The 23,452-nt window shown below is 69.8% G+C and carries 18 protein-coding genes and 1 pseudogene; 7 read left to right on the top strand and 12 right to left on the bottom strand.

Going from position 1 to position 23,452, the window contains the following annotated elements; all coding sequences use genetic code 11:
* Positions 1–34: 34 nt before the first annotated feature.
* The gene (locus BMY74_RS29985) at positions 35–607 is read left to right on the top strand and encodes a dihydrofolate reductase family protein (protein ID WP_089921850.1); all 573 of its coding nucleotides are present in this window, start codon (positions 35–37) and stop codon (positions 605–607) included.
* On the opposite strand, the gene BMY74_RS29990 is transcribed toward BMY74_RS29985, so the two are convergent.
* From BMY74_RS29990 to BMY74_RS30010, 5 genes are all read right to left on the bottom strand, one after another.
* Entirely contained in the window at positions 589–1,254 is a 666-nt protein-coding gene (locus BMY74_RS29990; RefSeq protein ID WP_089921851.1) for an HAD family hydrolase, read from the bottom strand. The two genes, BMY74_RS29985 and BMY74_RS29990, sit on opposite strands and share 19 nt — an antisense overlap.
* Positions 1,251–2,018 carry a pseudouridine-5'-phosphate glycosidase gene (locus BMY74_RS29995; RefSeq protein ID WP_089922017.1) on the bottom strand — a complete coding sequence of 256 codons (768 nt, stop codon included), beginning with the start codon at positions 2,016–2,018 and terminating at the stop codon, positions 1,251–1,253. The genes BMY74_RS29990 and BMY74_RS29995 overlap by 4 nt, the downstream gene beginning before the upstream one ends.
* Positions 2,019–2,025: 7 nt before the next feature.
* Complete coding sequence (locus BMY74_RS30000) at positions 2,026–2,250, bottom strand: tautomerase family protein (RefSeq protein WP_089921852.1); 225 nt, start codon at positions 2,248–2,250, stop codon at positions 2,026–2,028.
* 10 nt (positions 2,251–2,260) lie between these two features.
* Entirely contained in the window at positions 2,261–6,124 is a 3,864-nt protein-coding gene (locus tag BMY74_RS30005; RefSeq protein ID WP_143091752.1) for an amino acid adenylation domain-containing protein, read from the bottom strand.
* A 166-nt stretch (positions 6,125–6,290) separates the two neighbouring features.
* Positions 6,291–7,289, bottom strand: a complete 999-nt coding sequence (locus tag BMY74_RS30010; RefSeq protein WP_089921854.1) for a YncE family protein — start codon at positions 7,287–7,289, stop codon at positions 6,291–6,293.
* Positions 7,290–7,778: 489 nt separating this feature from the next.
* On the opposite strand from BMY74_RS30010, the gene BMY74_RS30015 reads away from it, so the two are divergent.
* Both BMY74_RS30015 and BMY74_RS30020 read left to right on the top strand, forming a co-directional pair.
* Positions 7,779–13,529 (top strand): golvesin C-terminal-like domain-containing protein, encoded by a 5,751-nt coding sequence (locus tag BMY74_RS30015; RefSeq protein WP_177229983.1) that lies wholly within the window; start codon positions 7,779–7,781, stop codon positions 13,527–13,529.
* Positions 13,530–13,590: 61 nt separating this feature from the next.
* Positions 13,591–14,103, top strand: a complete 513-nt coding sequence (locus tag BMY74_RS30020; protein WP_089921856.1) for a hypothetical protein — start codon at positions 13,591–13,593, stop codon at positions 14,101–14,103.
* Between the two features lie 151 nt (positions 14,104–14,254).
* Here BMY74_RS30020 and BMY74_RS30025 read toward each other — a convergent pair whose 3' ends face one another.
* Together BMY74_RS30025 and BMY74_RS30030 are read right to left on the bottom strand one after the other, a co-directional pair.
* Positions 14,255–14,548, bottom strand: a complete 294-nt coding sequence (locus BMY74_RS30025) for an Rdx family protein (RefSeq protein WP_089921857.1) — start codon at positions 14,546–14,548, stop codon at positions 14,255–14,257.
* The gene (locus BMY74_RS30030) at positions 14,545–15,408 is read right to left on the bottom strand and encodes a helix-turn-helix domain-containing protein (protein ID WP_089921858.1); all 864 of its coding nucleotides are present in this window, start codon (positions 15,406–15,408) and stop codon (positions 14,545–14,547) included. The genes BMY74_RS30025 and BMY74_RS30030 overlap by 4 nt, the downstream gene beginning before the upstream one ends.
* A gap of 146 nt (positions 15,409–15,554) precedes the next feature.
* On the opposite strand from BMY74_RS30030, the gene BMY74_RS30035 reads away from it, so the two are divergent.
* Complete coding sequence (locus tag BMY74_RS30035) at positions 15,555–16,595, top strand: NAD(P)-dependent alcohol dehydrogenase (RefSeq protein WP_089921859.1); 1,041 nt, start codon at positions 15,555–15,557, stop codon at positions 16,593–16,595.
* Positions 16,596–16,614: 19 nt separating this feature from the next.
* On the opposite strand, the gene BMY74_RS30040 is transcribed toward BMY74_RS30035, so the two are convergent.
* Positions 16,615–16,986, bottom strand: coding sequence for a MerR family transcriptional regulator (locus BMY74_RS30040; protein WP_089921860.1), 372 nt, complete (start codon positions 16,984–16,986; stop codon positions 16,615–16,617).
* A gap of 60 nt (positions 16,987–17,046) precedes the next feature.
* Here BMY74_RS30040 and BMY74_RS30045 point away from each other — a divergent pair, with 60 nt between their 5' ends.
* Complete coding sequence (locus BMY74_RS30045) at positions 17,047–18,096, top strand: alkene reductase (protein ID WP_089921861.1); 1,050 nt, start codon at positions 17,047–17,049, stop codon at positions 18,094–18,096.
* On the opposite strand, the gene BMY74_RS30050 is transcribed toward BMY74_RS30045, so the two are convergent.
* The gene (locus BMY74_RS30050; protein ID WP_218159785.1) at positions 18,087–18,674 is read right to left on the bottom strand and encodes a TetR/AcrR family transcriptional regulator; all 588 of its coding nucleotides are present in this window, start codon (positions 18,672–18,674) and stop codon (positions 18,087–18,089) included. The two genes, BMY74_RS30045 and BMY74_RS30050, sit on opposite strands and share 10 nt — an antisense overlap.
* 90 nt (positions 18,675–18,764) lie before the next feature.
* Here BMY74_RS30050 and BMY74_RS30055 point away from each other — a divergent pair, with 90 nt between their 5' ends.
* Together BMY74_RS30055 and BMY74_RS30060 are read left to right on the top strand one after the other, a co-directional pair.
* Positions 18,765–19,145, top strand: a complete 381-nt coding sequence (locus tag BMY74_RS30055) for a nuclear transport factor 2 family protein (protein ID WP_089921862.1) — start codon at positions 18,765–18,767, stop codon at positions 19,143–19,145.
* Complete coding sequence (locus tag BMY74_RS30060) at positions 19,142–19,945, top strand: Rossmann-fold NAD(P)-binding domain-containing protein (RefSeq protein ID WP_089921863.1); 804 nt, start codon at positions 19,142–19,144, stop codon at positions 19,943–19,945. Before BMY74_RS30055 ends, BMY74_RS30060 begins: the two co-directional genes overlap by 4 nt.
* Here BMY74_RS30060 and BMY74_RS30065 read toward each other — a convergent pair.
* The 3 genes and pseudogenes from BMY74_RS30065 to BMY74_RS30075 form a co-directional block, all read right to left on the bottom strand.
* Entirely contained in the window at positions 19,917–21,233 is a 1,317-nt protein-coding gene (locus tag BMY74_RS30065; RefSeq protein WP_089921864.1) for a hypothetical protein, read from the bottom strand. The genes BMY74_RS30060 and BMY74_RS30065 overlap by 29 nt on opposite strands.
* Positions 21,234–21,281: 48 nt before the next feature.
* A complete protein-coding gene (locus BMY74_RS30070; RefSeq protein WP_089921865.1) occupies positions 21,282–22,784 on the bottom strand; it encodes a glycoside hydrolase family protein in 1,503 nt (500 codons plus the stop codon).
* A 16-nt stretch (positions 22,785–22,800) separates the two neighbouring features.
* A pseudogene (locus tag BMY74_RS30075) lies at positions 22,801–23,313 on the bottom strand (phosphotransferase); the annotation flags it as partial.
* Positions 23,314–23,452 lie beyond the last annotated feature (139 nt).

The raw sequence follows: 23,452 nt of genomic DNA on the forward strand, positions 1-23,452 counted from the left end.
GATGACAGCAAGCGCGAACACCAAGGAGAACCAGATGCGCACCCTCATCGCCACCGCTTTCGTCTCCCTCGACGGCGTCGTCGAGGCACCCGGTGGCGAGCCCGGCCACCGCAGCTCCGGCTGGACCTTCAAGGACATCGAGTTCGACGAGGCCGCCTACGAGATCAAGGGCCGTGAGCAGGAGGAGGCCACGGCGATGATGATGGGCCGGGTCAGCTACGAGGCGTTCTCCCCGGTGTGGCCGACGCTCGACTACTTCCCGCAGTACAACGTGATGCCGAAGTTCGTCGTCTCCAGCACGCTGGAGGAAGACCAGCTGGTCGACAACTGGGGCGACATCACGATCCTGCGGTCGCTCGACGACGTGGCCGCGCTGAAGGAGACCGAGGGCGGCCCGATCTCCATCCACGGCAGCGCGACGCTGAACCGCAACCTCTCCGACGCGGGCCTGATCGACCGCTACCACCTGCTGGTGTTCCCGGTGCTGCTCGGCGCGGGCAAGCGGCTGTTCAGCGAGACCGACAAGGACAAGCAGCTGCTGAAGGTCGTCGAGAGCGAGTCGTACTCGAACGGCATCCAGAAGCTGGTCTACGAAGTCGTGCGCTGAACGGCGGCCACCGCCTCGCCGAACGAACCGGCGAGGCAGGTGGGTTCCGCGCTGAGCAGCTGGTCGACGCCGTGCACCCCGTAGGTGACAGCGACGGACGACATCCCGGCACCGTGCGCCATGTCGATGTCGTACGTCGTGTCGCCGACCATCACGGCGTTGCGCGGCGCCACCCCGAGCCGGTCCAGCACGAGCAGACCGGCACCGGGGTCGGGCTTCGGGTGCGCGACCTCGTCCGCCCCGACGACGACGGAGAACTCGTCGCGCAGGCCGGCCGCCGTGAGCAGCTCCTCGGCGGGCGCGATGAACCTGTTCGTCGCCACGGCGAGCAGGAAGCCGTTGTCCCGCAACGACCTCAGCCCGTCGTACACGCCGGGGAACACGAGCCCGGTCGCCACCGGCAGCACGATCTTGCGGAACGTCGGCCGGTAGAGGTCGACGCACCGGGACACCACCGGCTCGTCCTCGGGCACGCCGAGGACCTTCGCGAACGCGGCCGGCAGGCCGAGGCCGATCGTGCCGCGGATCGTCGGGGAGTCCGCGGTGGGCAGGTCGAGCTGGGCGAACACGGCGGCGAACGTCGTGACGATCCCGCGCGGGGTGTCGACGAGCGTGCCGTCGAGGTCGAAGATCGCGCACCGTCTCATCCGGAGAACTCCTTCGCGTGGGCGGCGGCCAGCTCTCCCGCGACCTCGGCGACGGTGACCAGCACCGCGGCGTCCTCCTTGGAGAACGTGGAGGTGTCCTCGGTGCCGTCGACCTCGTCCGAGGCCTTGGTCGGGGTGGTGACGACGAACGAGCCGCGGTTGCCGAGGGCCCAGTGCGCCTCGACGGCCCTGACCAGCACCCGGAGGTCGTCGACGCGGTGCGGGCTGCGCAGTCCGCTGGAGACGCGGAGGTGGCCCGGGAAGTCGTCGGACCGGTAGGCCACGACCGGAACGCCCTGCGACTCCAGGAACTCCAGCGCGGCACGGGGATCGTTCTCCGCGCCCGCGCAGACCACCACGACCCCGGACCGCGTGAGGTGCACGAGGTCCGCGCCGATCGTGGCCGAGGACACGAACTTCAGCCCCGCGAGCGCGGCCGCGACCACCGACGACGAGACGGTCGTCGCGGCCGGCGTCCCGTGGGCCAGCACGACCGGGAGGTCCCGGCCGCCGACGACCGGAACCGCCCGCGCGGAGGCGAACCTGTCGAGGTCGACGTCCGAGAGGCCGACGAGGATCCGTCCCTTGTCGACACCGATCGTGGCCGGCACCGACCCGCTCGCCCGGATCGCGTCCTCGGCCCGGCGCGCGGTCTCGGCACCGTCCGGGCCGCGGGTGATCACGCCCGACGGGAGCGCCACGACGGGCTGGCCCGCCGTGACCGCCTCGGCCACTTCCTCGCAGTACACCAGCGGAATGCGCATCGGCACCTCAGTAGGTCGGGGTCTTGCGCAGGAGTTCCTTGCGTTCCACGATCTCCGGCGCGTAGACCTGGTCCTGCCACGCCTGCGGGTCGACGGGTTCCAGCGCGATGGACACGACGCCCTCGTCACAGCCGAACGCGCGCGTCACCGCCCCGGTGATGGCCGCGACCAGCTCGGACGCCTGCTCTTCGTTGAGCGGGGCAGGGAAGTGCTTGATGTTCACGTGCGGCATGCCGGACTCCTCACGACTGGCCTCCCGTGATGGCGAGGGTGACGGCTTTGGTGACGGCCGCGATCAGTTCGGCCATCTGGTCGGCGGACAGCACCACCGGCACGCGGTCGGCCTCCTGGCGCACCGCGGCGCGGCGCCGCATCGACGTGAGCAGCTCGTCGACGTCGGGCTCGCGCAGCAGGCTGTAGTGGTCGGCCTCGAGCTCGACGACGACCGGGCCGTCGGCGGAGAAGCCCTCGCTGCCCTCGATGAACGAGTAGTCGTCGCCCCGCGCCTTGAAGATGGTGAGCGGCGCGGAGATCGTGCGCTCGGCCAGCTCGCTGAACGTGTACTTGAAGGAGAACGTCTCGGTGACGATCTTCGTGATGCGGCGGACCAGCTCGCGGTCGAGGTCGGGGAACTCGCCGCTGATGAAGCCGGAGAACGTGTACTCGTCCTTCGAGACCTCCAGGCAGCGGGCGAGGCGCGGGTCGGTGATGCTGCCCGCGAAGACCGAGAACAGGATCGTCACGAACGCCCTGTTGCCGAAGGACGCCTCGTCGCTGTCGCGCTCCGACCGGACCTCCGGTGATCCCGGCGCGATCAGGTGGAGGGTCGCGACCTCCTCGCCCGCCTGCTCCAGCTGGTAGGCCGTCTCGAACGCGACCCGCGCGCCGAAGGAGTAGCCCCACAGCGTGTACGGGCCCTCCGGCTGGACCTTCCTGATCGCCTCGATGTCGTTGGCGGCCATCTCGCGGATCGTGCTGTACGGCGTCTCGCCCTCGTTGATGCCGTGCGCCTGCACGCCGTAGAACGGGCGCTCCGACCGGCTGGCGAGCGTGCGCAGGTTCATCGGGTAGCCGCCGAGACCGGGCCAGCAGAACACCGGCGGTCCGTCCCCGTTCGCCTGCAACGGGACGAGGCGGGAGACCGGACCCTCGTGCAGGCCGTCGACCCGGCGCGACAGCTGCTCGATCGTCGGCGACTCGAACAGGACCTGCAACGGCAGGCTGCTGCCGAACTCCTTGTTGATGCGGTTGACCAGGCCGACCGCGATCAGCGAGTTGCCGCCGGTCTCGAAGAAGTCGTCGTGCGTCGAGACGGTCTCGCGCTTCATCAGCTTCTTCCACATCTCGCTGATGCGGCGTTCGGTGATGGTGCGCGGCGCGACGAACGGCCGGTCCTGGTCGTCGGCGTCGGTCTTGTCCGACGCCTCCAGGGCCTTGACGTCGATCTTGCCGTTCGCGGTGACCGGCAGCGCGTCGAGGACCACGACCTTGTTCGGGATCATGTAGTCCGGCAGGAAGTTGACCAGGTCGTCGCGGATCAGCTCGGCCGGTCCCTTCATGTGGACGACGTCCTCCTTCATGCCGGGGCTGCGGCGCTGGGCGTAGGAGACCTTGCCGCCCAGGAAGAAGTACGACGGTCCGGGTTCCTCGCCGATGTCGGTCAGGATGCCGTTGATGCGCCGGGCCGAGGGCAGGTCGTTGTCCGACTTCGAGCTGTAGCCCGACGACATGAACCCGAGGTCGACGTCGTTGGCGGACAACCGGTGCATGGTCCGGCCGAGGTCGACGTAGCGCCGCCAGTCCTCCGCGGACCTGCTGATCGCGGTGACGCCGAAGCTCGCCCGCTCGTAGACCGCCTGGTTGATGGCGATGACGTGCTTGCGCAGCACCAGTTCGTCCGACACGCGCTCGAACTCGCCGTCCGAGTACCGGTACTGGCCGCCGGGCAGGTTCGCGACGCGGCCGGGGTGCGTCTGGACGTAGAGGTCGACGTCGTCCTCGTGGACACCGGTGTACGCGCACAGCTCGAACGTGCCGAGGTAGTAGTCCTCGTCGGAGACCTCCAGCAGCTCCTTGGTCTCCGGCGTGTGCGCGGCGGCCCGGACGTCGAGGCCGTAGCCCGGCAGGACCTCCTCGAAGAGCCCGACCATGTGGCCGGTCTCGATCTCGAGCACCTCGAGGATGTTGTTGAGGTACACCGACTCGATGGCGGCCTTGCGTCCGATGAAGTGGAACTTCGCCTGCGTCCCAACGCTTTCGGCGACCGGCGCGATCAGCACGAGCTGGTGGCGCAGCGGGTGGTAGTAGTACAGCCCGGCCGGCAGGTTCGCGACGTGGTGCAGTTCCAGGTAGAGCTGGGTCGCGTAGAGCGAACCCGGCGAGGCGTACCCGTACTTCGGCAGCAGGCGCTGGTCGCTGAAGTGCGCGCCGAAGTAGCGCAGGATCTCGCCCAGCTCCAGGACGTCGACCTTCTCCGGCGCCTTCGAACCGGCACCGGAGGGCTTGCGCTCCAGCAACCGCCGCAGGTCGTCGTCGGTGACCTGGCCGCCCTCGTAGAAGCGGTAGGACTTGCGCGAGAACACGACTTTGCGTTGCAGGCAGGACGCTTCCTCGCCGGGCAGGTCGACCGTGTGCCGCCCGCCGAGGTCGTCGCGCACGCCGGGGTTCGAGAGCTGCGCGCGGACCTGCAGGCGGCTGGCCTTCGACTGGTGGTGCGAGCCGGCGTTGCCCTGGTCCATCAGGGCGGCTTCCTTGGGGTTCAGCTCGACGCACGCGATCAGGTTCTGGAACCCGGTGCGCTGGTCCTCCTTCACGATCACCGCGGCGTTGCGCACCCAGTCGTGGGTCTCGATCGCCAGCCGGATCTCGTCCAGCTCGACGCGGTAGCCGCGCAGCTTGACCTGGCTGTCGGCGCGCCCGGCGAACTGCACGGTGCCGTCGAGGTTCTGCGTCACCAGGTCGCCGGTGCGGAACATGCCGTCCACGAAGCGTTCCCGCGTCAGCTCGGGCTGGTGCAGGTACCCGCGGGCGACCTGGACGCCGCCGATGTACAGCTCCCCGATCTCGCCGGGCGTGACCACGTCCCGGTTCTCGTCGAGCACCAGGTAGGTCGTGCCCGCGACAGGAAGGCCGATGGAGATGGACTTCGGGGCCTCGGCCAGTTCGTCGGGGTCGACCACGTGCGACGACGAGTTGATCGTCGTCTCCGTCGGCCCGTAGACGTTGATGAGCGCGACACCGGGCATCTCCGCGACGAACGCCTGCGCCAGCGTGCGCGACAACGCCTCGCCGCCGCTGAAGACCTGCTCCAGCGACGTGACCGTGCCGAACTCCTCGGTGTCGATCAACGCCTGGAGCAGTGTCGGCACGCACTGCAACGTCGTCACGCCGTGCTCGCGCATCGTCTCGATCAGCATCTCCGGGTCGCGGTAGATGCCGGGACGGCCCATCACCACCGTGCTGCCGACCGCGGGCGCGAGGATCTCCCACTGCGCCGCGTCGAAGCTCATCGGCGTCTTCTGGACCACGCGCTTGGTGTCGTCGATGGCGTGGAAGTCGTGCAGCCACTGCATCTGGTTGACGATGCTGCGGTGCTCGATCATCACGCCCTTGGGCCGGCCGGTGCTGCCCGAGGTGTAGATGATGTACGCCAGGCTGTCGTGCGCGGGGGAGAAGCCGTCGTCGAACGCCTCGTCGCAGTCGGCGAGGGTGACGACCCGCGTCGTGGCGGGCGCGAGCTCCGTCAGGCGCTGCTTGAGCGCGGGCTGCGTCACGACGACCTTCGTGCGCGAGTCCTCGATCATGTACCGGAGGCGTTCCTCGGGGTACTCCGGGCTCAGCGGCAGGTAGGCGCCACCGCCGCAGAGGATCCCCCACGCGCCGACGACGAGGTCGAGCGAGGGTTCGACGAAGATGCCGACGCAGTCGTCCTCGCTGATCCCGAGCCGGCGGAGGTGTGTCGCCAGCGCGGAACTCTGTTCGAAGAGCTCGCCGTAGGTGATGCTTTCCTCGCCGAAGACGACGGCTGTGCGATCGGGGTGTTCCTCCACCTGCTTGCGCAGCAGGTCGGGAAGGCAGCCGCCGTCCACTTCAGCTTCCTGCGACATCTCAGAAATCCCCCAAGGTAGCAAACGGCACCAGCGGGTACGTGAGCTGACTACCTCGAGAAATCTACGAACGCCGGCTCGAAACCCGCTGGAGCGCCTTGTCTTCCGGCCGGGACGGGACCGCGGAGACCCCCGCCGGACCAGCGCTCCGGCGGGGGTCTCCACCTCAGCTCAGGGGCCGGGAGAACACCTCCAGGCGGGGTCGCGGGTCGGTCGTGCCCTGCAGGACCGCGTAGAGCCGCTGGGAGTCCGCCGACCAGGCCAGGCCCCGGTCGGCCGGCACGGCACCGCCCAGGTCGTAGGACCTCGTCGCAACGGTGCCCCCGACCGGGAAGATCGTGATCGCCTTGCTCCTCGTGGTGTAGGCGCCGGTGGCGACGTGCGTGGTGTTCGGGGACGGCGCCACGGCGTTCGGGTACGGCCCCGTGCTGTAGGAGCCGCGGCCGGACAGGTCCTCGGTCGCGAAGCCCTGCACCTGCGTTCGGGAGCCCGCCGCGGTGTACATGCCCGTGCCGTCCGGGCTCAGCGCGACGTCGGTCAGGTTGCCGCCGGGTGCGTCGCCGGAGGCGCCCGGCGTCAGGCCGCCGGCCTCGGCCCGGTAGACGTGCACGCCGGACAGGCTCGTGGTGAGCTGGCCCGCCACCACGGTCGTTCCGGCCGAGGTGACGAGCGGCGCGCCCTGGAACAGCACGTCGCCCTGTTCGTCGAGGGTGACGGGGGTGGCGGCCGCCGGGTCGAGCCTGCCGACGCCGCCGTTCCACTCGTCCTCGCAGCCGTAGCCGAACCACACCACGGTGCCGGTGCGCGCCAGGTGTGCCGGGCACGTCCGGGCGCCCGTGGGATAGCGGGCCGTCTCGGCGAACGTCGTGGTGTCGATGGCGGAGATCGCGTCTCCCGCCGCCTGCGCCACGTAGAGCGTCCTGGCGTCCTCGCTCAGCACGAGGCCGCTCGCCCCGAACTGGTTGTCGATCTTCTTCTTGACGCGTCCGTGCTCGTCGACCACCACGACGCTGTTCGACGACCTCCCGCCGCTGACGAACACCCGCTCGCGGGCGTCGTCCACGGCCAGGTCGCCGAATCCGGGCAGCGGCAGCACGTCGCCGCCCGTCGCCCGCGCCGCGGTGACCGCCGAACCGAGTGCGAGCACGGTCATGCCGATGATCATTGCTCTGCGAATCACCTTGACCCCCAAGGTCCGTGCACTAGATGTCCACAGTGGACATTTCCCCCTGGTGCAGTGCCTCGATAGTGGCCCGGCTGCACCGAGTCGCGCAACGCCAGGCGAGCGGATTGCGCCGATCGGCGGATGGCGAGCGGTGGCGGTGTCACTACCGTCGGTGGTGCTTGCCGGGGGATTCACCGTTGTGTCCGGGTTGGGGAACCCGGCGCCTGTAGCCGAAACGCCTGTCGCACAAGCACGTGCCGGCGTCTGTCCGGCTGCCCCCTGGCGCGTAGGGGGAGGGTGGCTGTGGGGACAGTCCGAAAAGCCGGAACGATCGCACTGCTCGTCGCGCTGGTCGCGGCCGGCTCACCGGTGCAGGCGGCACCGGTTCCAACTCGCTTGGAACAGCGGCAGAACGCGGAGCTCCGCTCGCAGATCCGTTGTGTCACAACAGATGCGGTGTCATCCGCGAGATCCGCGACGACGGCGCCGGTGCCACGTGCGCCACAGGCGGTGGCGGAGACATCACCCGCCTACTCGGCTCTGCTCACGCCACAGCGGATGATTCCCGGCGAGGAGTACTCGGTCGAGGTCGAAGTCACCAACACGACCGCGGCGGCGTTGTCCAAGGCCGACATCGTCCTTTCGTACCAATGGAAACTCCCCGACGGCACGGACTACACGACACCGTCGAACCGCGCCGACACGGCGCTGCCGGAGGACCTCGCGCCCGGCCGGTCGGTGACACTGCAGGCGAGGGTCAAGGCGCCCACGGGCACCGGCCTCGGCCCGCAACGCGAGTCGTTCGTGCTGGACTGGGACCTGCGCGACAAGCGCACGGGCAAGTGGCTCTCGGAGACCGCCGGGGTGCCGGTGCTGAGCCAGCCGGTCACCGCCGAGCACCCGACGTCGGACCAGCTCGGGCTGGAGAAGTTCTACCAGTACAACGGGATCGACGCCGGCACCGGCTGGTCCGCGACGGTCAACCAGTACTCGGGCAACGCCGTCGTCGGCCTCAACGCCTACACCAACCCGAACCTGGGCCTGAGCACGTTCGTCCGGCTCAACTACAACAGCCTGGACGCTTCGAACTCCTACCTCGGCACCGGCTGGTCGCTCACCACGTCGAGCCTGCACCGGCTCGGCTCACCGTTGCAGTTCCACCGCCCGTTGCTGAGCGATCCCGACCATCCGGCGAAGGTCACGCTGATCGACGGTGACGGCACGAGCCACTGGTTCGAGCTGAACAAGAACGGCAGCCACGACAAGACGAAGTGGACCTACGACAGCCCCGCCGGAGTGCACCTGCGGCTCGCCCGCGCCGGAGGCCAGGACAAGGCGCGGACCTGGGTGATGACGCACCCGGACCGCACGAAGAACTTCTTCGACGCCGACGGCTACCAGACCGCCATCGCCGACAAGAACGGCAACGAGCTCAAGTTCACCTACGTCCGCACGACGCACGGCAACCGCAACACCGGCGTGCTCACCGAGATCACCGACGCGTCCGGCCGCCGCGTGCTCACGCTCGACTACTACCAGCGCGGCGACGACTTCTTCTCGTTCGTGGACGACGTGAAGGTGTTCGGCAGGGACCTGGCGAACACGTCGATCACGAGCCAGCTCCGGTCGATCACCGACGTGAGCGGTCGCCGGACCACCTTCGCCTACAGCGATCGCGGTCAGCTGCAGGAGGTCGTGGACGGCGCGGACACGCCGGGGCAGAAGGTCGTCTCCTTCTTCTACGCCGATCCCCGCGACCACGACTCGAAGCTGGTGCGCGTCAACGACGCGCTGGGCCGCGGCACCCAGCTGAAGTACTACGAGGACCTCGGCGACCCCGTGCGCAGGCACCGCCTGCAGCACCTCGTCGACCGGCGCGGTCACACGACCGGGTTCGAGTACCACGACGTCGACGGGCGCAACGGCGAGGCCATGTCGTCCACCGTCACCGACGCGAACCGCAACGGCACGAAGTTCCTCCTCGACGGGTTCGGCAGGCCCACGAAGCAGACGAACGCCAAGGGCGAGACGACCGATCTCGCCTGGGACGACGACAACAACGTCCGTCTGATGCGCGAGCACAACGGCGCCACGTCGACGTGGAGGTACGACCCGAAGACCGGGTACCCGCTGGAGATCAGGGACGCCGAGGCGAACGTCCACGACACCGCGCCGACGAGGCTCGGCTACCGCACCGGGCCGGACGGGTACACCGCCGAACTCTCCGAGAAGACCACCCCGGAGGGTCGCAAGTGGACGTTCGGGCACGACGAGCGCGGCAACCTGACCTCGCTCACCGACCCGCTGGGCAACGTCAGCAGGAACGAGTACGACGACGCCGGCCGGCTGGTCGTCGCGACCGATGCCAACGGCCACGCGACCCGGTTCGAGGACTTCGACCCGACCGGCTACCCGCGCCGCTCGGTCGACGCGCTGGGCTGCGTCACGACCACGGCCTACGACGTGCTCGGCAACGTCGTGTCGATCACCGACGCCAAGCGGAAGACCAGCACCTACACCTACGACGTCTTCAGCCGTCCCGGCACGACCAGGGTCCCGCAGGACGCGGCCGCCGGGAAGTTCCTCGTCACCCCAGGACCGCGCTACGACCAGAACGACAACGTCCTGGTGAAGACCGCTGCCAACGGTGCCGTGTCGACCGCGACCTACGGCGCGATGGACGAGATCACGTCCGTGACGTCGCCGAAGGACAGCGCGACCGGCAAGGTCAGGACGGCGACCTACGAGTACGACGCCGTCGGCAACCTCGTGAAGGACACGGCGCCCGAGGGCACGCTGACGAGGAACGACGACAAGGACTTCGCCACCACCTACACCTACGACCAGCTCAACCGGCTGGTCGCGACGACGCTCGCGACCGGGGACAGGTCGACCACCACGTTCGACGTCGTGGGCAACGTGGTCGCCGAGACGAGCCCGCTCGGCAGGACCTCGAAGTCGGAGTTCGACCTCAACCACCGCGTGACCAGGGTGATCGATGCGGCCGGCCACAGCACGCGGTCCGAGTACGACCGCGACGGCAACGTGGTCGCGGCGATCGACCAGGACGGCAACAGGACCGTGCGCGTGCTGGACGGACGCGCGATGGTGCGGGAGATCAGGTCGCCGCACGCCGAGAACGTCGAGCGGGTCAAGCGGTTCGAGTACGACGCCGTCGGCAACAGGACGAAGACGGTCACGCCCAAGGGAGTCGAGACCGCGGACGACCCCGAGGACTTCACCGAGCAGGTGGTCTACGACGAGCTGAACCGCGTCAAGGAGAAGCTGGCACTCTTCGACAAGGACGACGCGCGGGTCAAGACGCCGGACCGCACGCTCTACGGCTACGACGAGGTCGGCAACGTCGTCGAGACCAGCGCACCGCCGTCGGGCGGCCAGAGCGTCCGCAACGTCACCACGAACACCTACTTCGACAACGGCTGGCTGAAGTCGTCCACCGACCCGTGGAACATCACCGCCACCTACGAGTACAACGCGATCGGCAACCAGACCAAACGCGTGCTGACCGCGGCGGGCGGGTCGGCCACGCGGTCGATGGAGTGGGAGTACACCCCGGACGGAAAGCAGTTGTCGCGCAAGGACGACGGCGTTCCGGTGGGCAGGGACGTGCTCGTCGTCGACAACTCCGACCAGGCGGTCGAGGTGCAGGGCGAGTGGGGTACGGCGGGCACGGCCGGGGGTGACCACGAGGGGTTCGACTACCGCACGCACGACGCGGGCGACGGCGGCGACTCCTTCCGCTGGCTCGTCGACGTGCCGCGCACCGGCAGGTACGAGGTGTTCGTCCGCTACGCGGGCGCGGCCACCGCGAAGAACGCCTCCTACGCGGTCGAGCACGACGGCGGCACGGAGACCAAGCAGGTCGACCAGACCCAGCAGGCGGGGCAGTGGGTGTCGCTCGGCAGCTTCGGCTTCACCGAGGACGCGGTCAAGAAGATCACGCTGTCCGACCGGGCGAACGGCACCGTCGTCGCCGACGCCGTGAAGGTCGTCCGCGACGGCAGCGGTGAGGCCGACAACGAGCAGAAGACGTTCGGCTTCTCCTACGACGCCAACGGCAACCTCGTCGAGATGACCGACAGCAGCTCCACCGCGAAGGTCAGCAGGTACGTGGTCGGCTACACGCAGCTCGACCAGATCAAGCAGGTCGAGGAGATCGGGGCCGGCAACAAGGTCACCAGCTACACCTACGACGCCGACGGGAACCCCAAGACCCGTGAACATCCCTCGCAGTCGTCGGCGTTCGAGTACGACGCCCGCAACCTGATCACCAAGGTCACCAACACGGCCCGCACGCCGGGTGCCGAGGCGCAGGTGGCCACCTTCACCTACACCGCGCGTCGCCAGGTCCTGAAGGAGACCAAGGCCAACGGGAACTCCGTCGACTACCAGTACTTCCTCGACGGGCAGCAACGGCACTACGCCGAGAAGAAGCCCGACGGCACGCTCGTCAACGAGCACACGATCTCCTACGACGCGAACGGCCAGCGAGTCAAGGACATCGCGAAGACGATGAACGCCGACAACAACTCGGCGTACCTCGACCGCACGCTCACCTACGAGTACGACCCGGTGAACCGCCTGCGCAAGCAGGTCAAGTCCGATGCCTCCGGCACCGAGCTCAAGACCGAGTCGTACGTCCACGACGCCAACGGCAACGTCGTCGAGCAGACGCTCGAGGGCAAGACGACGAAATACACCATCGACCGCAACAGGGTCACCTCCGCGTCCGTCGACGGTCAGACGGCGAGGCACTCGTACGACCCGTTCGGCCGGCTGGACAAGGTGACCGCCCTCGGCAAGACGATCGAGAAGTACCGCTACGACGGCTTCGACCGGGTCGCCGAGCACCAGAAGCTCAAGGACGGCAGCACCGACCTCGTCACCATCAGGTTCGCCTACGACCCGATCGACCGGACGACCACGCGGGTCGACGGGGACAAGACGACCGAGTACGCCTACCTCGGCCTGTCGTCGGAGGTGCTGACCGAGCAGCTCGGCGGCAAGCTGACGAAGTCGTACCAGCACAGCCCGAACGGCAGGCGGCTGTCGCAGACGACCCACAAGGACGACGGCACCACCGAGCAGGCGCAGTACGGTTTCAACCCGCACACCGACGTCGAGCTCCTCACCGACGCCGGCGGCAACACCAAGTCCACCTACGGGTACACGGCCTACGGCAAGGACGACGAGGACTCGTTCACCGGCATCGACAAGCCGGACCCGCAGCAGCCGGGCAAGGAGCCGTACAACTTCTACCGCTTCAACGGCAAGCGCTGGGACAGCACCACCGGCGGCTACGACATGGGGTTCCGCGACTACGACCCCGGCCTGAACAGGTTCCTCACGCGTGACAGCTACAACGGCGCGCTGGCGGACCTGAAGCTGGGCACGAGCGCGTGGACCGGCAACCGGTACGCGTTCACCGGCGGCAACCCGATCAGCCGCGTGGAGGTCGACGGGCACTGCTGGGCGTGGAGCTTCCTCTGCGACGCGGGCGAGGCCGTCGGGGACGCGGCGGACGCGGTGGGCGACGCGGCCGACGCCACGTTCGACTACCTCGGCGACCACATCGACGACATCGGCGGCATGATCGGCGGTGCCGGCCTGATGGTCGGCGGCGGTGCCCTGGTGGTCGTCAGCACGCCGCTGCTCGCCACCCCGGTCGTCTGCGCCACCGGCGTGCTGTGCCCGGTCGGAGTGGGCGGTGCCGCGCTCGGAGCGGCCGGCATCCTCACGGGCGGCACCATCGCCGTCGGCGGAGCCGCGTTGTTCGCCCAGAGCCTCGGCGGGATGTTCGAGAGCTCCAGCAGTTCCAGCTCGTCGAGCAGTTCGAGCTCGCCGGGCAAGGAGATGGCGCCGGAGTCCCCGAACATCGAGAAGGGCAACTGGCGGGGCAGGTACCAGGCGGAGCTGTGGAGGCAGGGCAAGCCGCGGTTGCCGGACGACTGGGACGCACACCACGCGATCCCGCAGGAGTACCGCAACCACCCGGAGTTCAAGGACTTCGACTTCGACGCGCCCTCGAACATCCGCGGTGTGCCCGGCAGCCGGGCGAACGTCCCGAACCACGGCCGGCCGGACAACCACCACCAGGACATCACGAACCGGTGGGCGGAGTTCGGCAGGCAGAACCCGAACGCGAGCCGGTCGCAGATCGAGCAGTTCGCCCGGCGCATCGACGAGGAGTTCTCCGGTTCGTTCTGGTATTGGCCGTGACCGTCCGCGGGGAGGCCCGGACCCGGGCCTCCCCGCCTTTCCCGCGAGTAAGGTGCGATTCGTGAACGGCTTCGACTACGAGCAGTGGCTGACGTCGGTGGACGGCCTCGCGGCGCGCTTCGTCGCCGGGTTCACCGCCCGGTTCGGGTACCCGCCCGGTGAGAACGGGGTCAGGCGCGCGGCCGGGCCTGTGCCGGACGGGGTGGCGGACCTGCCCGCACCGCTGGCCGAGTTCTACCGCCACGTCGCCGAAGTGTCCTTTCCGGACCTGCGGCAGGGGCTCTTCGTCGCCCCGGCGAAGGCCGTGGTGGACGGGCGGGACGGCAGGTGGCCCGTCCGGATCGAGGGATCCGAGCGCATCGACGTGGTGAGCTTCGGATCCGACGGCGGCGGAACGCACTTCGCGCTCGGGCTGCCGGGTGGCGCGCCCGTGTACGCGCTCCCACCGAGTGCCGTCGACCGTGAGGGCGTGTACGACGACCACGACTCGCGGGCGCGGGTGATCGCGGCGACGCTGCCCGAGTTCCTCACCGAACTGCACGATCTGCTCTCGTCCGCAACTTCTGCGGAGTGATCCCTGGTAACGCGGTCTTCTCCGCGATCGGTCCACAGGCGAGCGAATGCCGGACCGTCCACAACGGTGTTGGGTTGACGCCGACTTCGGCGGGCGGGGCCACCAGGTGGATGTGTTCGAGCACGTGGCCGATCGGTCCGCGTGACGGGCGTCAGGAGTCGGCTGAGCCCTTGCGGTCGGTGTGGCCCAGCGACCGCTCCGGCGCCACCCGGTCCCGCACGAGCTGCTTGAGCACGGCGAGGTCCGGGAAGCCCTCCTGCTCCTTGCGCGACCACAGGGTCTCGCCGTCGAGCCGCACGTCGAACACGCCGCCGGTGCCGGGGATCAGCGCGACCTCGCCCAGCTCCGCGGTGAACGTGGTCAGCAGCTCCTGGGCCGTCCACCCGGCACGCAGCAGCCAGCGGCACTGCGTGCAGTACTCGATCTCCAGACGCGGTGTTCTCACGCCTTAGTAGTAACAGAGCGGGAGGCGTCGGTACCCCAGTTGGCCAGCAGCTGCAGCCCCTCGGCGGACGGGGAGCCGGGCTCGGCGTGGTAGGTGTTGAGGAACATACCGGGCTCGGCCGGCATCGCCAGCGCCTCGTAGGACAGCGTCAGCTCGCCCACGAGCGGGTGGCGCACCACCTTCGTGCCGAAGCTCTTGTCCTTGACCTCGTGCGCGGCCCAGAGCTGCCGGAACAGGTCGCTCTTCAGCGACAGCTCGCCGACCAGGGCGGCCATCTCGGGGTCGTCGATGCAGCAGGCGGCGTCCGAGCGCAGGAACGCGACGATGTCGGCGGCCTTGGCCTCCCAGTTGACGAAGAGCTCCTGGTAGCGGGGCCGCAGGAAGATCAGGCGCGCCCAGTTGCGGTCGCGTGGCTCGAGCTCGCCCCAGTCGCCGAACAACGCCTCGGCCATGGGGTTCCACGCGAGGATGTCCGTGCGCCGCCCGCTGATGTACGCGGGCACGCCGATGCTGTCGAGCAGGTGCCGCAACGCGGGCCGCACCATCGTGCGCGTGGCGGCCTTCTTCTTCGGGCGCTTGCTGCTGGTCAGGTTGCCCAGGTAGTCGCGCTCGGCGTCGGTGAGCCGCAACGCGCGGGCGATCGAGTCCAGGACCTCGGTCGAGACGTTGCGCCCGTTGCCCTGCTCCAGGCGCGTGTAGTAGGCGACGGACACGCCCGCGAGCTGCGCCAGTTCCTCCCGGCGCAGGCCCGGTACGCGGCGGGCCCGGCCGTACTGCGGCAGCCCCACGTCGTCCGGCGACAGCCGTGCGCGGCGGCTGCGCAGGAAGTCGCTCAGCTCGGTGCGCGGATCGACGGTCATGGGGCCGAGTATCCCCGCGTCCCGGGGAGCGTGCCTGACATTGCTGGTAGTAGGCACAGCGCGCATACGAAAACCAGGTGCCTGGGTAATCCTCGCGGACGGGAGCAGTGTCGTCACCGACACGACGAAACGAGGAGAACAGCCTGATGAGCACCGTCGCTGCCTACGCCGCGCCCGCACCCAAGGCGCCGCTGGAGCGCACGACCATCGAGCGTCGCGCGGTCGGCGCGCACGACGTCCTGATCGACATCAAGTTCGCCGGCATCTGCCACTCCGACATCCACCAGGTCGACGAGGGCTGGGGCGAGGCCATCTTCCCGATGGTGCCCGGCCACGAGATCGCGGGCGTGGTCGTCGAGGTCGGTTCCGAGGTCACCCGCCACGCCGTCGGCGACCACGTCGGCGTCGGCTGCATGGTCGACTCGTGCCGCGAGTGCGACTTCTGCAAGCGCGGGCTGGAGCAGTACTGCGCCAACGGCAACACCATGACCTACAACGGCGTCGACCGCCGCGGCGACGTCACGTACGGCGGCTACTCGCAGCAGATCGTCGTCGACGAGAACTACGTCGTGCGCATCCCGGACTCGCTGCCGCTGGACGTCGCCGCGCCGCTGCTGTGCGCCGGCATCACGCTGTACTCGCCGCTCAAGCACTGGGGCGTCGGACCGGGCAAGAAGGTCGCCGTCGTCGGCCTGGGCGGCCTCGGCCACATGGGCGTGAAGATCGCCGCCGCGCTGGGCGCCGAGGTGACCGTGCTGTCGCAGTCGCTGCGCAAGAAGGAGGACGGGCTCAAGCTCGGCGCCCACGACTACCGCGCCACGAGCGACCCGGCCACGTTCACCGAGCTCAAGGGTAAGTTCGACGTGATCGTCTCCACGGTGTCCGCGCCGCTCGACTTCACCGCCTACCTCGGCCTGCTCAAGACCGACGGCGCGCTGGTGAACGTCGGCGCGCCGGAGGAGCCGGTCTCGATCAACCTGTTCGGGCTGCTCGGCGGCCGCAAGACGCTCGCCGGTTCGATGATCGGCGGCATCGCGGAGACCCAGGAGATGCTGGACTTCTGCGCCGAGCACGACCTGGGCGCGGAGATCGAGCTGATCAGCGCCGACCAGATCAACACCGCCTACGAGCGCGTGCAGTCGAGCGACGTGCGCTACCGGTTCGTGATCGACACCGCCACCATCTGAGTGCCGGCGCCGTGCCCGCTCAGGAGGGCGGGCACGGCCTTCCGGTCTCGTAGGCCGCCGTGGCGCTCACGATCACGTTGTCGAGCTGCAGGAGCGTCTCCTGCAGCTCTTCGATCTGCTTGACCACCGACGACCGATGTCCCCGGAGCTTGTCGATGACGTGCGGCGCGCCCACGCCCGTCACCACGCACGGCAGCATCTCGAGGATCGACGCGCTGGAGATCCCGGCCGCGTAGAGCTGCTGGATCAGCCGCACCCTGCCGACGGCGTGCTCCTCGTAGTGCCGCTGCCCGCTCTCGCTGCGTTGAGCTGCGAGAAGGCCCTGCTCCTCGTAGTAGCGCAACGCGCGCACGCTCACGCCTGTGCGTTCCGCGAGCTCACCGATGCGCATTGAGACCTCCGCCACAAAAGCTACCTCTGACGTTAGTGTCAGGTTTCTAGCCTAGCTCTCATGCTGCTCACGAGCTACCGACTCGGCAACCTGACCCTCCCGAACCGCGTCGTCATGGCACCGATGACCCGCTCACGGGCCGTTGACGGCGTTCCGACCGCGGAGACGGCCACCTACTACGCCCAGCGCGCCACCGCCGGACTCATCGTCACCGAAGGCGTGCACCCGAGCGCGGTCGGCCAGGCCGGTCCGGCCATGCCCGGCCTGCACACCGACGAGCAGGTGGCGGCGTGGCGCGTGGTCACCGACGCGGTGCACGCCAACGGCGGCCGCATCTTCGCCCAGCTCATGCACGGCGGCCGCATCGGGCACGTCGAGGTCGCGGGCCACCAGCCCGTCGGCCCGTCCGCGATCGCCGCAGACGCCCAGGTCTTCACGCCCACCGGCATGCGGCCGGCACCGGTGCCCCACGCGCTGACGACGGCCGAGGTCGCCGACCAGGTCCAGGCGTTCGGCGACGCGGCACGACGGGCCGTCGAGGCCGGGTTCGACGGGGTCGAGCTGCACGGCGCCAACGGGTACCTGATCCAGCAGTTCCTGTCCTCCAGCGCGAACGAGCGCACCGACGGCTACGGCGGCTCGACCGCCGGGCGCATCCGGTTCGCCGTCGAGGCGGTCGAGGCGGCGGTGGACGCCATCGGGGCGGACCGCGTCGGCATCCGGCTGTCACCCGGTGGCCAGATCCAGGGCATCGTCGAGGACAACGTGCCGGTGCTCTACGGCGAGCTGCTGAAGGCGTTGCCGGACATCGCCTACATCCACGTCATGGCCACCGCGGACGACGAGGTGCTGATGGACCTGCGCAAGGCGTGGCCGACCGCGTTCCTGTTCAACCCCGGCGGCCAGATCGGCCCGGAGGAGGGCACCCTGGAGCAGGGGCGGCGCTGGCTCGCCAACGGCGCCGACCTGATCAGCTACGGCCGCGCCTACCTCGGCAACCCCGACCTGGTCGAACGGTTCCGGCTGGGCCTGCCGCTGCGCGTCACCGACCGCGAGACGTGGTTCGGAGCGCCCAACGGGTACGTCGACTACCCGAGCTATCAGCACTGAAGCGCGCGCACCAGGTGGTCGACGAGCCGTTCCAGGTAGTCGGGTTCCACGGGAGCGCGCCGGACGGACAGCCGCCAGTAGACCGGTGCCGCGACCAGGTCCAGCGCGATCTCGACGTCGAGGTCGGCCGGCAGCTCGCCGCGTGCCACCGCGCGCCGGAGGGTCACGGCACCGAGCGCGCGCCGGGGTTCGCCGATCGTCGCCGCGATCGCCTCGGACAACGCCGGGTTGCGGACGGCCTCGGCGGTGAGGTCGGGGAGGATCGTGGCGAACCGGGGGTGTGTCAGCCAGTCGTGCACGGCCGTGACCGTGGCCAGCAGGTCGCCGCGCAGTGACCCGGTGTCCGGGACCTCGGCCAGCGGCACGGAGAACTCCGAGAGCGCCGCGACGACCATGTCCTGCTTCGACGGCCACCGCCGGTACAGCGCGCTCTTGCCGACCTCCGCGCGCTTGGCGACGGCCTCCATCGACAGCCGGCCATAACCGTTGCGGGCGAGTTCGTCGAACACGGCGTCGGTGATCGCCTGCGTCACCTGGGGCTGCAGCACGGCGGCGCCGGTCGGGGTGCGCTTGGTCATGGCGCACATCATAGGACTGGACGAGACGGTCCCGTCCCGCCTAAGTTGGACGGGACGGGACCGTCTCGTCCATTTCTTTCGGAGGCTGTCGTGGACCTCATCCCGAGGGCGCTGCAACTGCTGCTGGACAAGGACATGCTCGGGTTCGCGGGCCTGTGGGCGCCCGACGGCGTGATGGAGTTCCCCTTCGCCCCGCCCGGCTGGCCCGCCAGGCTGGAGGGCCGTGCCGCGATCGAGGACTACCTGCGCGACTACCCGAAGACGCTCGACATCCAGGGCTTCCCGAAGCAGGTCGTGCACGTGACGACCGATCCGGACGTCGTCGTCGCCGAGTTCGACGCGGAAGGGGTGGTGGTCGCGTCCGGCAAGCCGTACCGGGCGTCGTACATCGCCGTCGTCACGACCCGCGACGGCGAGATCGCGCACTACCGCGACTACTGGAACCCGTTGCTGGCACAGGAGCTCGCGTGACCACGTTGATCATCGGCGGTACCGGCACGACCGGCAGCCGGCTCGCGTCCCTGCTGCCCGGCGCCCGTGTCGCCACCCGGAAACCGGAGCGCGCCGACCAGGTCCGCTTCGACTGGAACGCGCCCGGGACGTTTGACGGCGCCCTGGAGGGGATAGATCGTCTCTACCTGATCCCCCCGGTCGGTGTCGTCGACCCCGCGCCGGTGGTCGAGTCGCTGCTCACGCGAGCGCGGCTCGTGCGGCGAGTGGTGCTGCTCAGCTCGTCCGCGGTGCCGGAGAGCGCCACGGGGATGGGCGCTCTCCCAGCACTCGTGCGCGCGATGCCGGAGTGGGCGGTGCTGCGGCCGTCGTGGTTCATGCAGAACTTCACCGGCGACCACCTCGTGGCGGCCGGGGTCCGCACCGGCGAGGTCGTGACGGCCACCGGGGACGGCAGGGTCGGGTTCGTCGACGCCGCCGACATCGCCGCCGTGGCCGCCCGCGCGTTGACGGACCCGTTGCCGCACAACACCGAACACCTCATCACCGGCCCGGAGGCGCTCAGCTACGCGGACGCCGCCGCGATCATCACCGACGTCACCGGCAGGACCGTCCGGCACCGTTCGGTCGGCACCGCGGAGTTGGCGGAGCGCATCGCCGCCGTGCTGCCGCGCGAGTTCGCCGAGGTGCTGGCACGTCTGGACGAGGACATCCGCGGGGGAGCGGAGGACCGCGTCACCACCACCGTCGAGGACGTGACGGGCAGGCCGGCCCGGTCGTTCCGCGACTTCGTCAGCGCAACGCTGCGCACGGAACGATGAAGAACCAGTCCTGCGGCTCGTGCTCGAGCCGTGCGTTCTCCTTGCCTGCCGCGCACTCGGCACGGGCGTTGGCCACGCTCTCGTCCCACGGGACGCCGTCCAGCACCGTGCCGGGTTCGCGCAGGTGGGCGAAGACGCTGACGACCACGAGGATTCCGACGAGGTAGCGGCTCCCGGCGACCACCGCGCGCTCCCAGGTCCGTGCCGGCACCGCGTCGAGGCCGACGAAGATCGCGGTGAACAGGAACAGGCACGGCGCGATGCTGTAGCGCTGCGCGGCCATCACGACGCCCGGCGCCTGCACCTGCAGGACCTGCGCCCAGTTCAGCACCAGGCACGCGACGATCAGCACCACGCTGAAGGCCGTTGCGACCAGCACCAGCGCCCGGCCGTGCCGATCGCCGAACCGCAGGGCCGCCGCGATCGGCACGGCGGCGACCAGCACCGCCGCGAGGATCACGAGGTTCCCGTTCGCCGGGTAGAACTCGCTGACCCGCTCGGAGCCCGTGAACGCGACCACGGGCACCCGCAGCAGGCTCGCGAGCAGCACCTGCACCGGGTCCACCTCGTCGTGGGAGTACGGCGTCCTGGACGCGAACACCATCGTCAGACCCTGCACGGCCAGCGCGGCGAGGAACGCGATCGGCACCTCCCGGCGCGGCTGGGGGAGCCGCACGAGCGCGATCGGTGCCAGCAGGAAGATCAGCGGGCTGGTCAGGGCGGAGAGGACCACGAACACCGCGACCGGCACACGCGGGGCGTTGCGCCACAACAACGCCCAGAAGGTGCCGTAGAGCAGGAACCAGTGCAGGTTCGTCACGTTGTTCAACGTCTCGGAGTTGCCCGCGGGCAGCACGACGACGAGCGCCGCCAGCGCGAACCGCGCGGGCGCCGACCGGAGGTACGCCTTCGAGCCCGCGAACGTGATCAACGCGACGAGGGCGCGCAGCACCGCCGAGCAGACCGCGAACCCCGCCGCCGCCTGCTCGACCGGCAGCAGCGCGACCAGTTCGGCGACCAGGCGCGGCAGTGCGTGCAGGTAGCCGCCGTACGGGTCGGCGAGGTTCGACAGGGCGGGCGAGCTCAGCGCGTCGAGCAGGAACCGGGCGCCGTCCTCGGCCCACAGGTGGTCGAGCCTGGCCCAGCCGGCCGGGATCAGCAGCAGGAACGCCACGGAGGCCACGAACGCGGCACCGTGGCCGAGCCACGCCAGTTCGTGCCGCGGCTCGTCCGGCAGGGGCAGGACGCCGTCCGCCAGATCCGCGCGCCGTAATGTCGTTGATGTCATCTTTCGGTCCCCCATGTCCGATTCGACGTCGGTGGAGAACCTAGCCGGTCAGCGCCGGACGAGATCCGGCAGGCGTTCGTACTCCGCCCACTTCTCGGCGGACACCTGCGTGATCGTCGACGAGTTCAGCGTCGCGACCTCGGGGGACCCGACCACCCACAGCCTGCCGTCGAGCAGGAGCCCGACCTGGCCGTCCGGGCGGCTCACCGCGGGAGCCCCGGCCGGGACGGTGAACGCGAGCTTGAGGCCGTCGACTCCCTGCGGCCGTGAACCGAGCACACCGCGCGAGAACCTCTCGGCCACCGACCGGCGCTCGAAGCGCATCACGCTGCCGCCCACGACGACGTCGAGCGTGCGTTCCGGGGACGGCACCGCGAACCCGTTGAGCGCCCTCGCCTCACTCGTGGTGGCGCACCCCTTGAGACCGACCGCGTCGATGCCGAAGTGGGCGATGTTCGTCGGGCCCGCCGGACCCTCGACGGTGCCGCGCAGCACGTCGATCGCCACGCGCCCGCACGGGTCCCGCGGGTCGACCACCGCGTGCCCCTCCGGGGTGCGCAACAGGCCGGGACCTTCCTTCCAGGGGCCGGGGATCACCACGGGCTCGAACGGGTGGCGGGTGAAGTCCCTGTTCCAGAAGGTGATCGTGGTGCCCGCGTCGGTCTCGTGGGCGATGGCGAACGAGCCCGCCGCCTCGATCCACATCCAGTCCGCGCTGAACGCCTCGACGACCGATCGCGTGCGCGGGCTGTTGTTCGACGTCACCGGCTTGAAGCCCTGCGTGCCGAGCGCCTCGACGCCCTTGGCGAACGTCGGGTCCTGCGACCGCAGCACGTACTGGCCGGCGCCGTTCTGGTGCGAGGCGAGACCGGTGGTGTCGGTGAACATCAGGTACACCCAGCCGTCGAGGTAGACGGCCGACTGCTGGCCCGCGCCGTAGGTGTTCTCGCGGATGTTGTCCCCGGCGGGACCCAGCAGCGCCTGGCCGCCGTTCGCCCGCGTCCAGCTGACGCCGTCCTTGCTGGAGGCGACGCCGACCGAGCTGCCGTTCGCGTGGTTGTCCCGCGCCGCGCCCGTGTAATACATGTAGTACGTGTCGCCGATCTTGATCAGCGACGGGTCGCACGTGTGCATCGCGTCGAAGCTGCCGCCGCTGCCGGAGAACACCGGGACCGCCGTCGAGAACGGTCCGCCGACGGCAGAGCCCTCGCTGTAGAGGATGTCGTCGCCGCCGGGAGGGGCCGCGCTGAGCTGGCTGCACCACCACGCGCGCACGCGGTCGCCGTCGACCATCACGGCGGGCGCGTAGTTGTACGGCGCGTCACCGGCGCCGGCGATCACCGTTCCGCCGCTCTGCCTGCCGTTCTCCACGCCGAGGGTGATCTTGTTCCGGGGTGGTGCTGCCGGAGGCGCCTTCTTCGTCGACGTGGGCTGCTGCGACTCGACCGCCACACCGATCGGGTCGCCGACCGCCGCGTTGGTGCACGCCGTGACCGCACTGAGAAGCGTGAGCGCAGCGAGCAACGCGACAGGTGGGCGACTCAGGGGCACGTGCCCATCATAGAGATCAGGTCACCCGGACGGGTGAAGTCCGCCGTTGTGGGCCCGTACGACCGCCGTGAGCAGGACGAACTCCGGCCGCTTTCGCTGTCGGTGCGTCGTGGTCTCGCCGGTCCGGCACATCCCGCGACCGCCCGCGGTCCTCAGCCGAGCGGTGGGTGCTGCCGGAGCGCGCAACGGCGGCGAACCAGGCCGGGAAGCGTGCCGGGGCGCCTTCCTGCCGCAGCACGGACGCCGCGCCGGTCAACGGGAACGTTGCGGCGTGCGTGAGCGCCCGGTCGTAGAGGGCGGGCCGGACCCGTTCGACCAGCGGCCAGCCGTAGGCGGCGAACGCGGCCGCGTCGAGGGCCGGATCGCGGAGGCAGGCGAAGTCCCAGTCGATGATCCCGCTGACCTCTCCGCCGCGCCGGCGGAGGTTCACCGGTGCCAGGTCGCCGTGCACGAAGCCCACTGCCTTCGGCAGCTCCCGCGGGGCGCAGCGGTTCTTCCAGCAGGGCACCAAGTTCGGCGCACGGCCGCTGGGCCGCCAGCGCGTTGAGCACGTCGCGGACGGCTTCGTCGCCCACGGTCTTCCGGTCCTCGAGGACCTCCGGCACGGCGAACGGCGCCACCCACCTGCCCGGCAGCACCACGACGTCGCTGAACGTGCCGCGTGCCCC

The organism is Lentzea albida, assembly GCF_900111005.1.
GTDB classification, from domain to species: Bacteria; Actinomycetota; Actinomycetes; order Mycobacteriales; family Pseudonocardiaceae; genus Lentzea; species Lentzea albida.

What these genes read in the sequence shown, in the direction of transcription:
- BMY74_RS30030 (WP_089921858.1), bottom strand. Translation starts at nt 15,408, where the DNA reads ATGACCGTCGATCCGCGCACCGAGCTGAGCGACTTCCTGCGCAGCCGC.
- BMY74_RS29995 (WP_089922017.1), bottom strand. Translation starts at nt 2,018, where the DNA reads ATGCGCATTCCGCTGGTGTACTGCGAGGAAGTGGCCGAGGCGGTCACG.
- BMY74_RS30010 (WP_089921854.1), bottom strand. Translation starts at nt 7,289, where the DNA reads ATGATCATCGGCATGACCGTGCTCGCACTCGGTTCGGCGGTCACCGCG.
- BMY74_RS30045 (WP_089921861.1), top strand. Translation starts at nt 17,047, where the DNA reads ATGCTGCTCACGAGCTACCGACTCGGCAACCTGACCCTCCCGAACCGC.
- BMY74_RS30000 (WP_089921852.1), bottom strand. Translation starts at nt 2,250, where the DNA reads ATGCCGCACGTGAACATCAAGCACTTCCCTGCCCCGCTCAACGAAGAG.
- BMY74_RS29990 (WP_089921851.1), bottom strand. Translation starts at nt 1,254, where the DNA reads ATGAGACGGTGCGCGATCTTCGACCTCGACGGCACGCTCGTCGACACC.
- BMY74_RS30040 (WP_089921860.1), bottom strand. Translation starts at nt 16,986, where the DNA reads ATGCGCATCGGTGAGCTCGCGGAACGCACAGGCGTGAGCGTGCGCGCG.
- BMY74_RS30035 (WP_089921859.1), top strand. Translation starts at nt 15,555, where the DNA reads ATGAGCACCGTCGCTGCCTACGCCGCGCCCGCACCCAAGGCGCCGCTG.
- BMY74_RS30005 (WP_143091752.1), bottom strand. Translation starts at nt 6,124, where the DNA reads ATGTCGCAGGAAGCTGAAGTGGACGGCGGCTGCCTTCCCGACCTGCTG.
- BMY74_RS29985 (WP_089921850.1), top strand. Translation starts at nt 35, where the DNA reads ATGCGCACCCTCATCGCCACCGCTTTCGTCTCCCTCGACGGCGTCGTC.
- BMY74_RS30065 (WP_089921864.1), bottom strand. Translation starts at nt 21,233, where the DNA reads ATGACATCAACGACATTACGGCGCGCGGATCTGGCGGACGGCGTCCTG.
- BMY74_RS30050 (WP_218159785.1), bottom strand. Translation starts at nt 18,674, where the DNA reads ATGACCAAGCGCACCCCGACCGGCGCCGCCGTGCTGCAGCCCCAGGTG.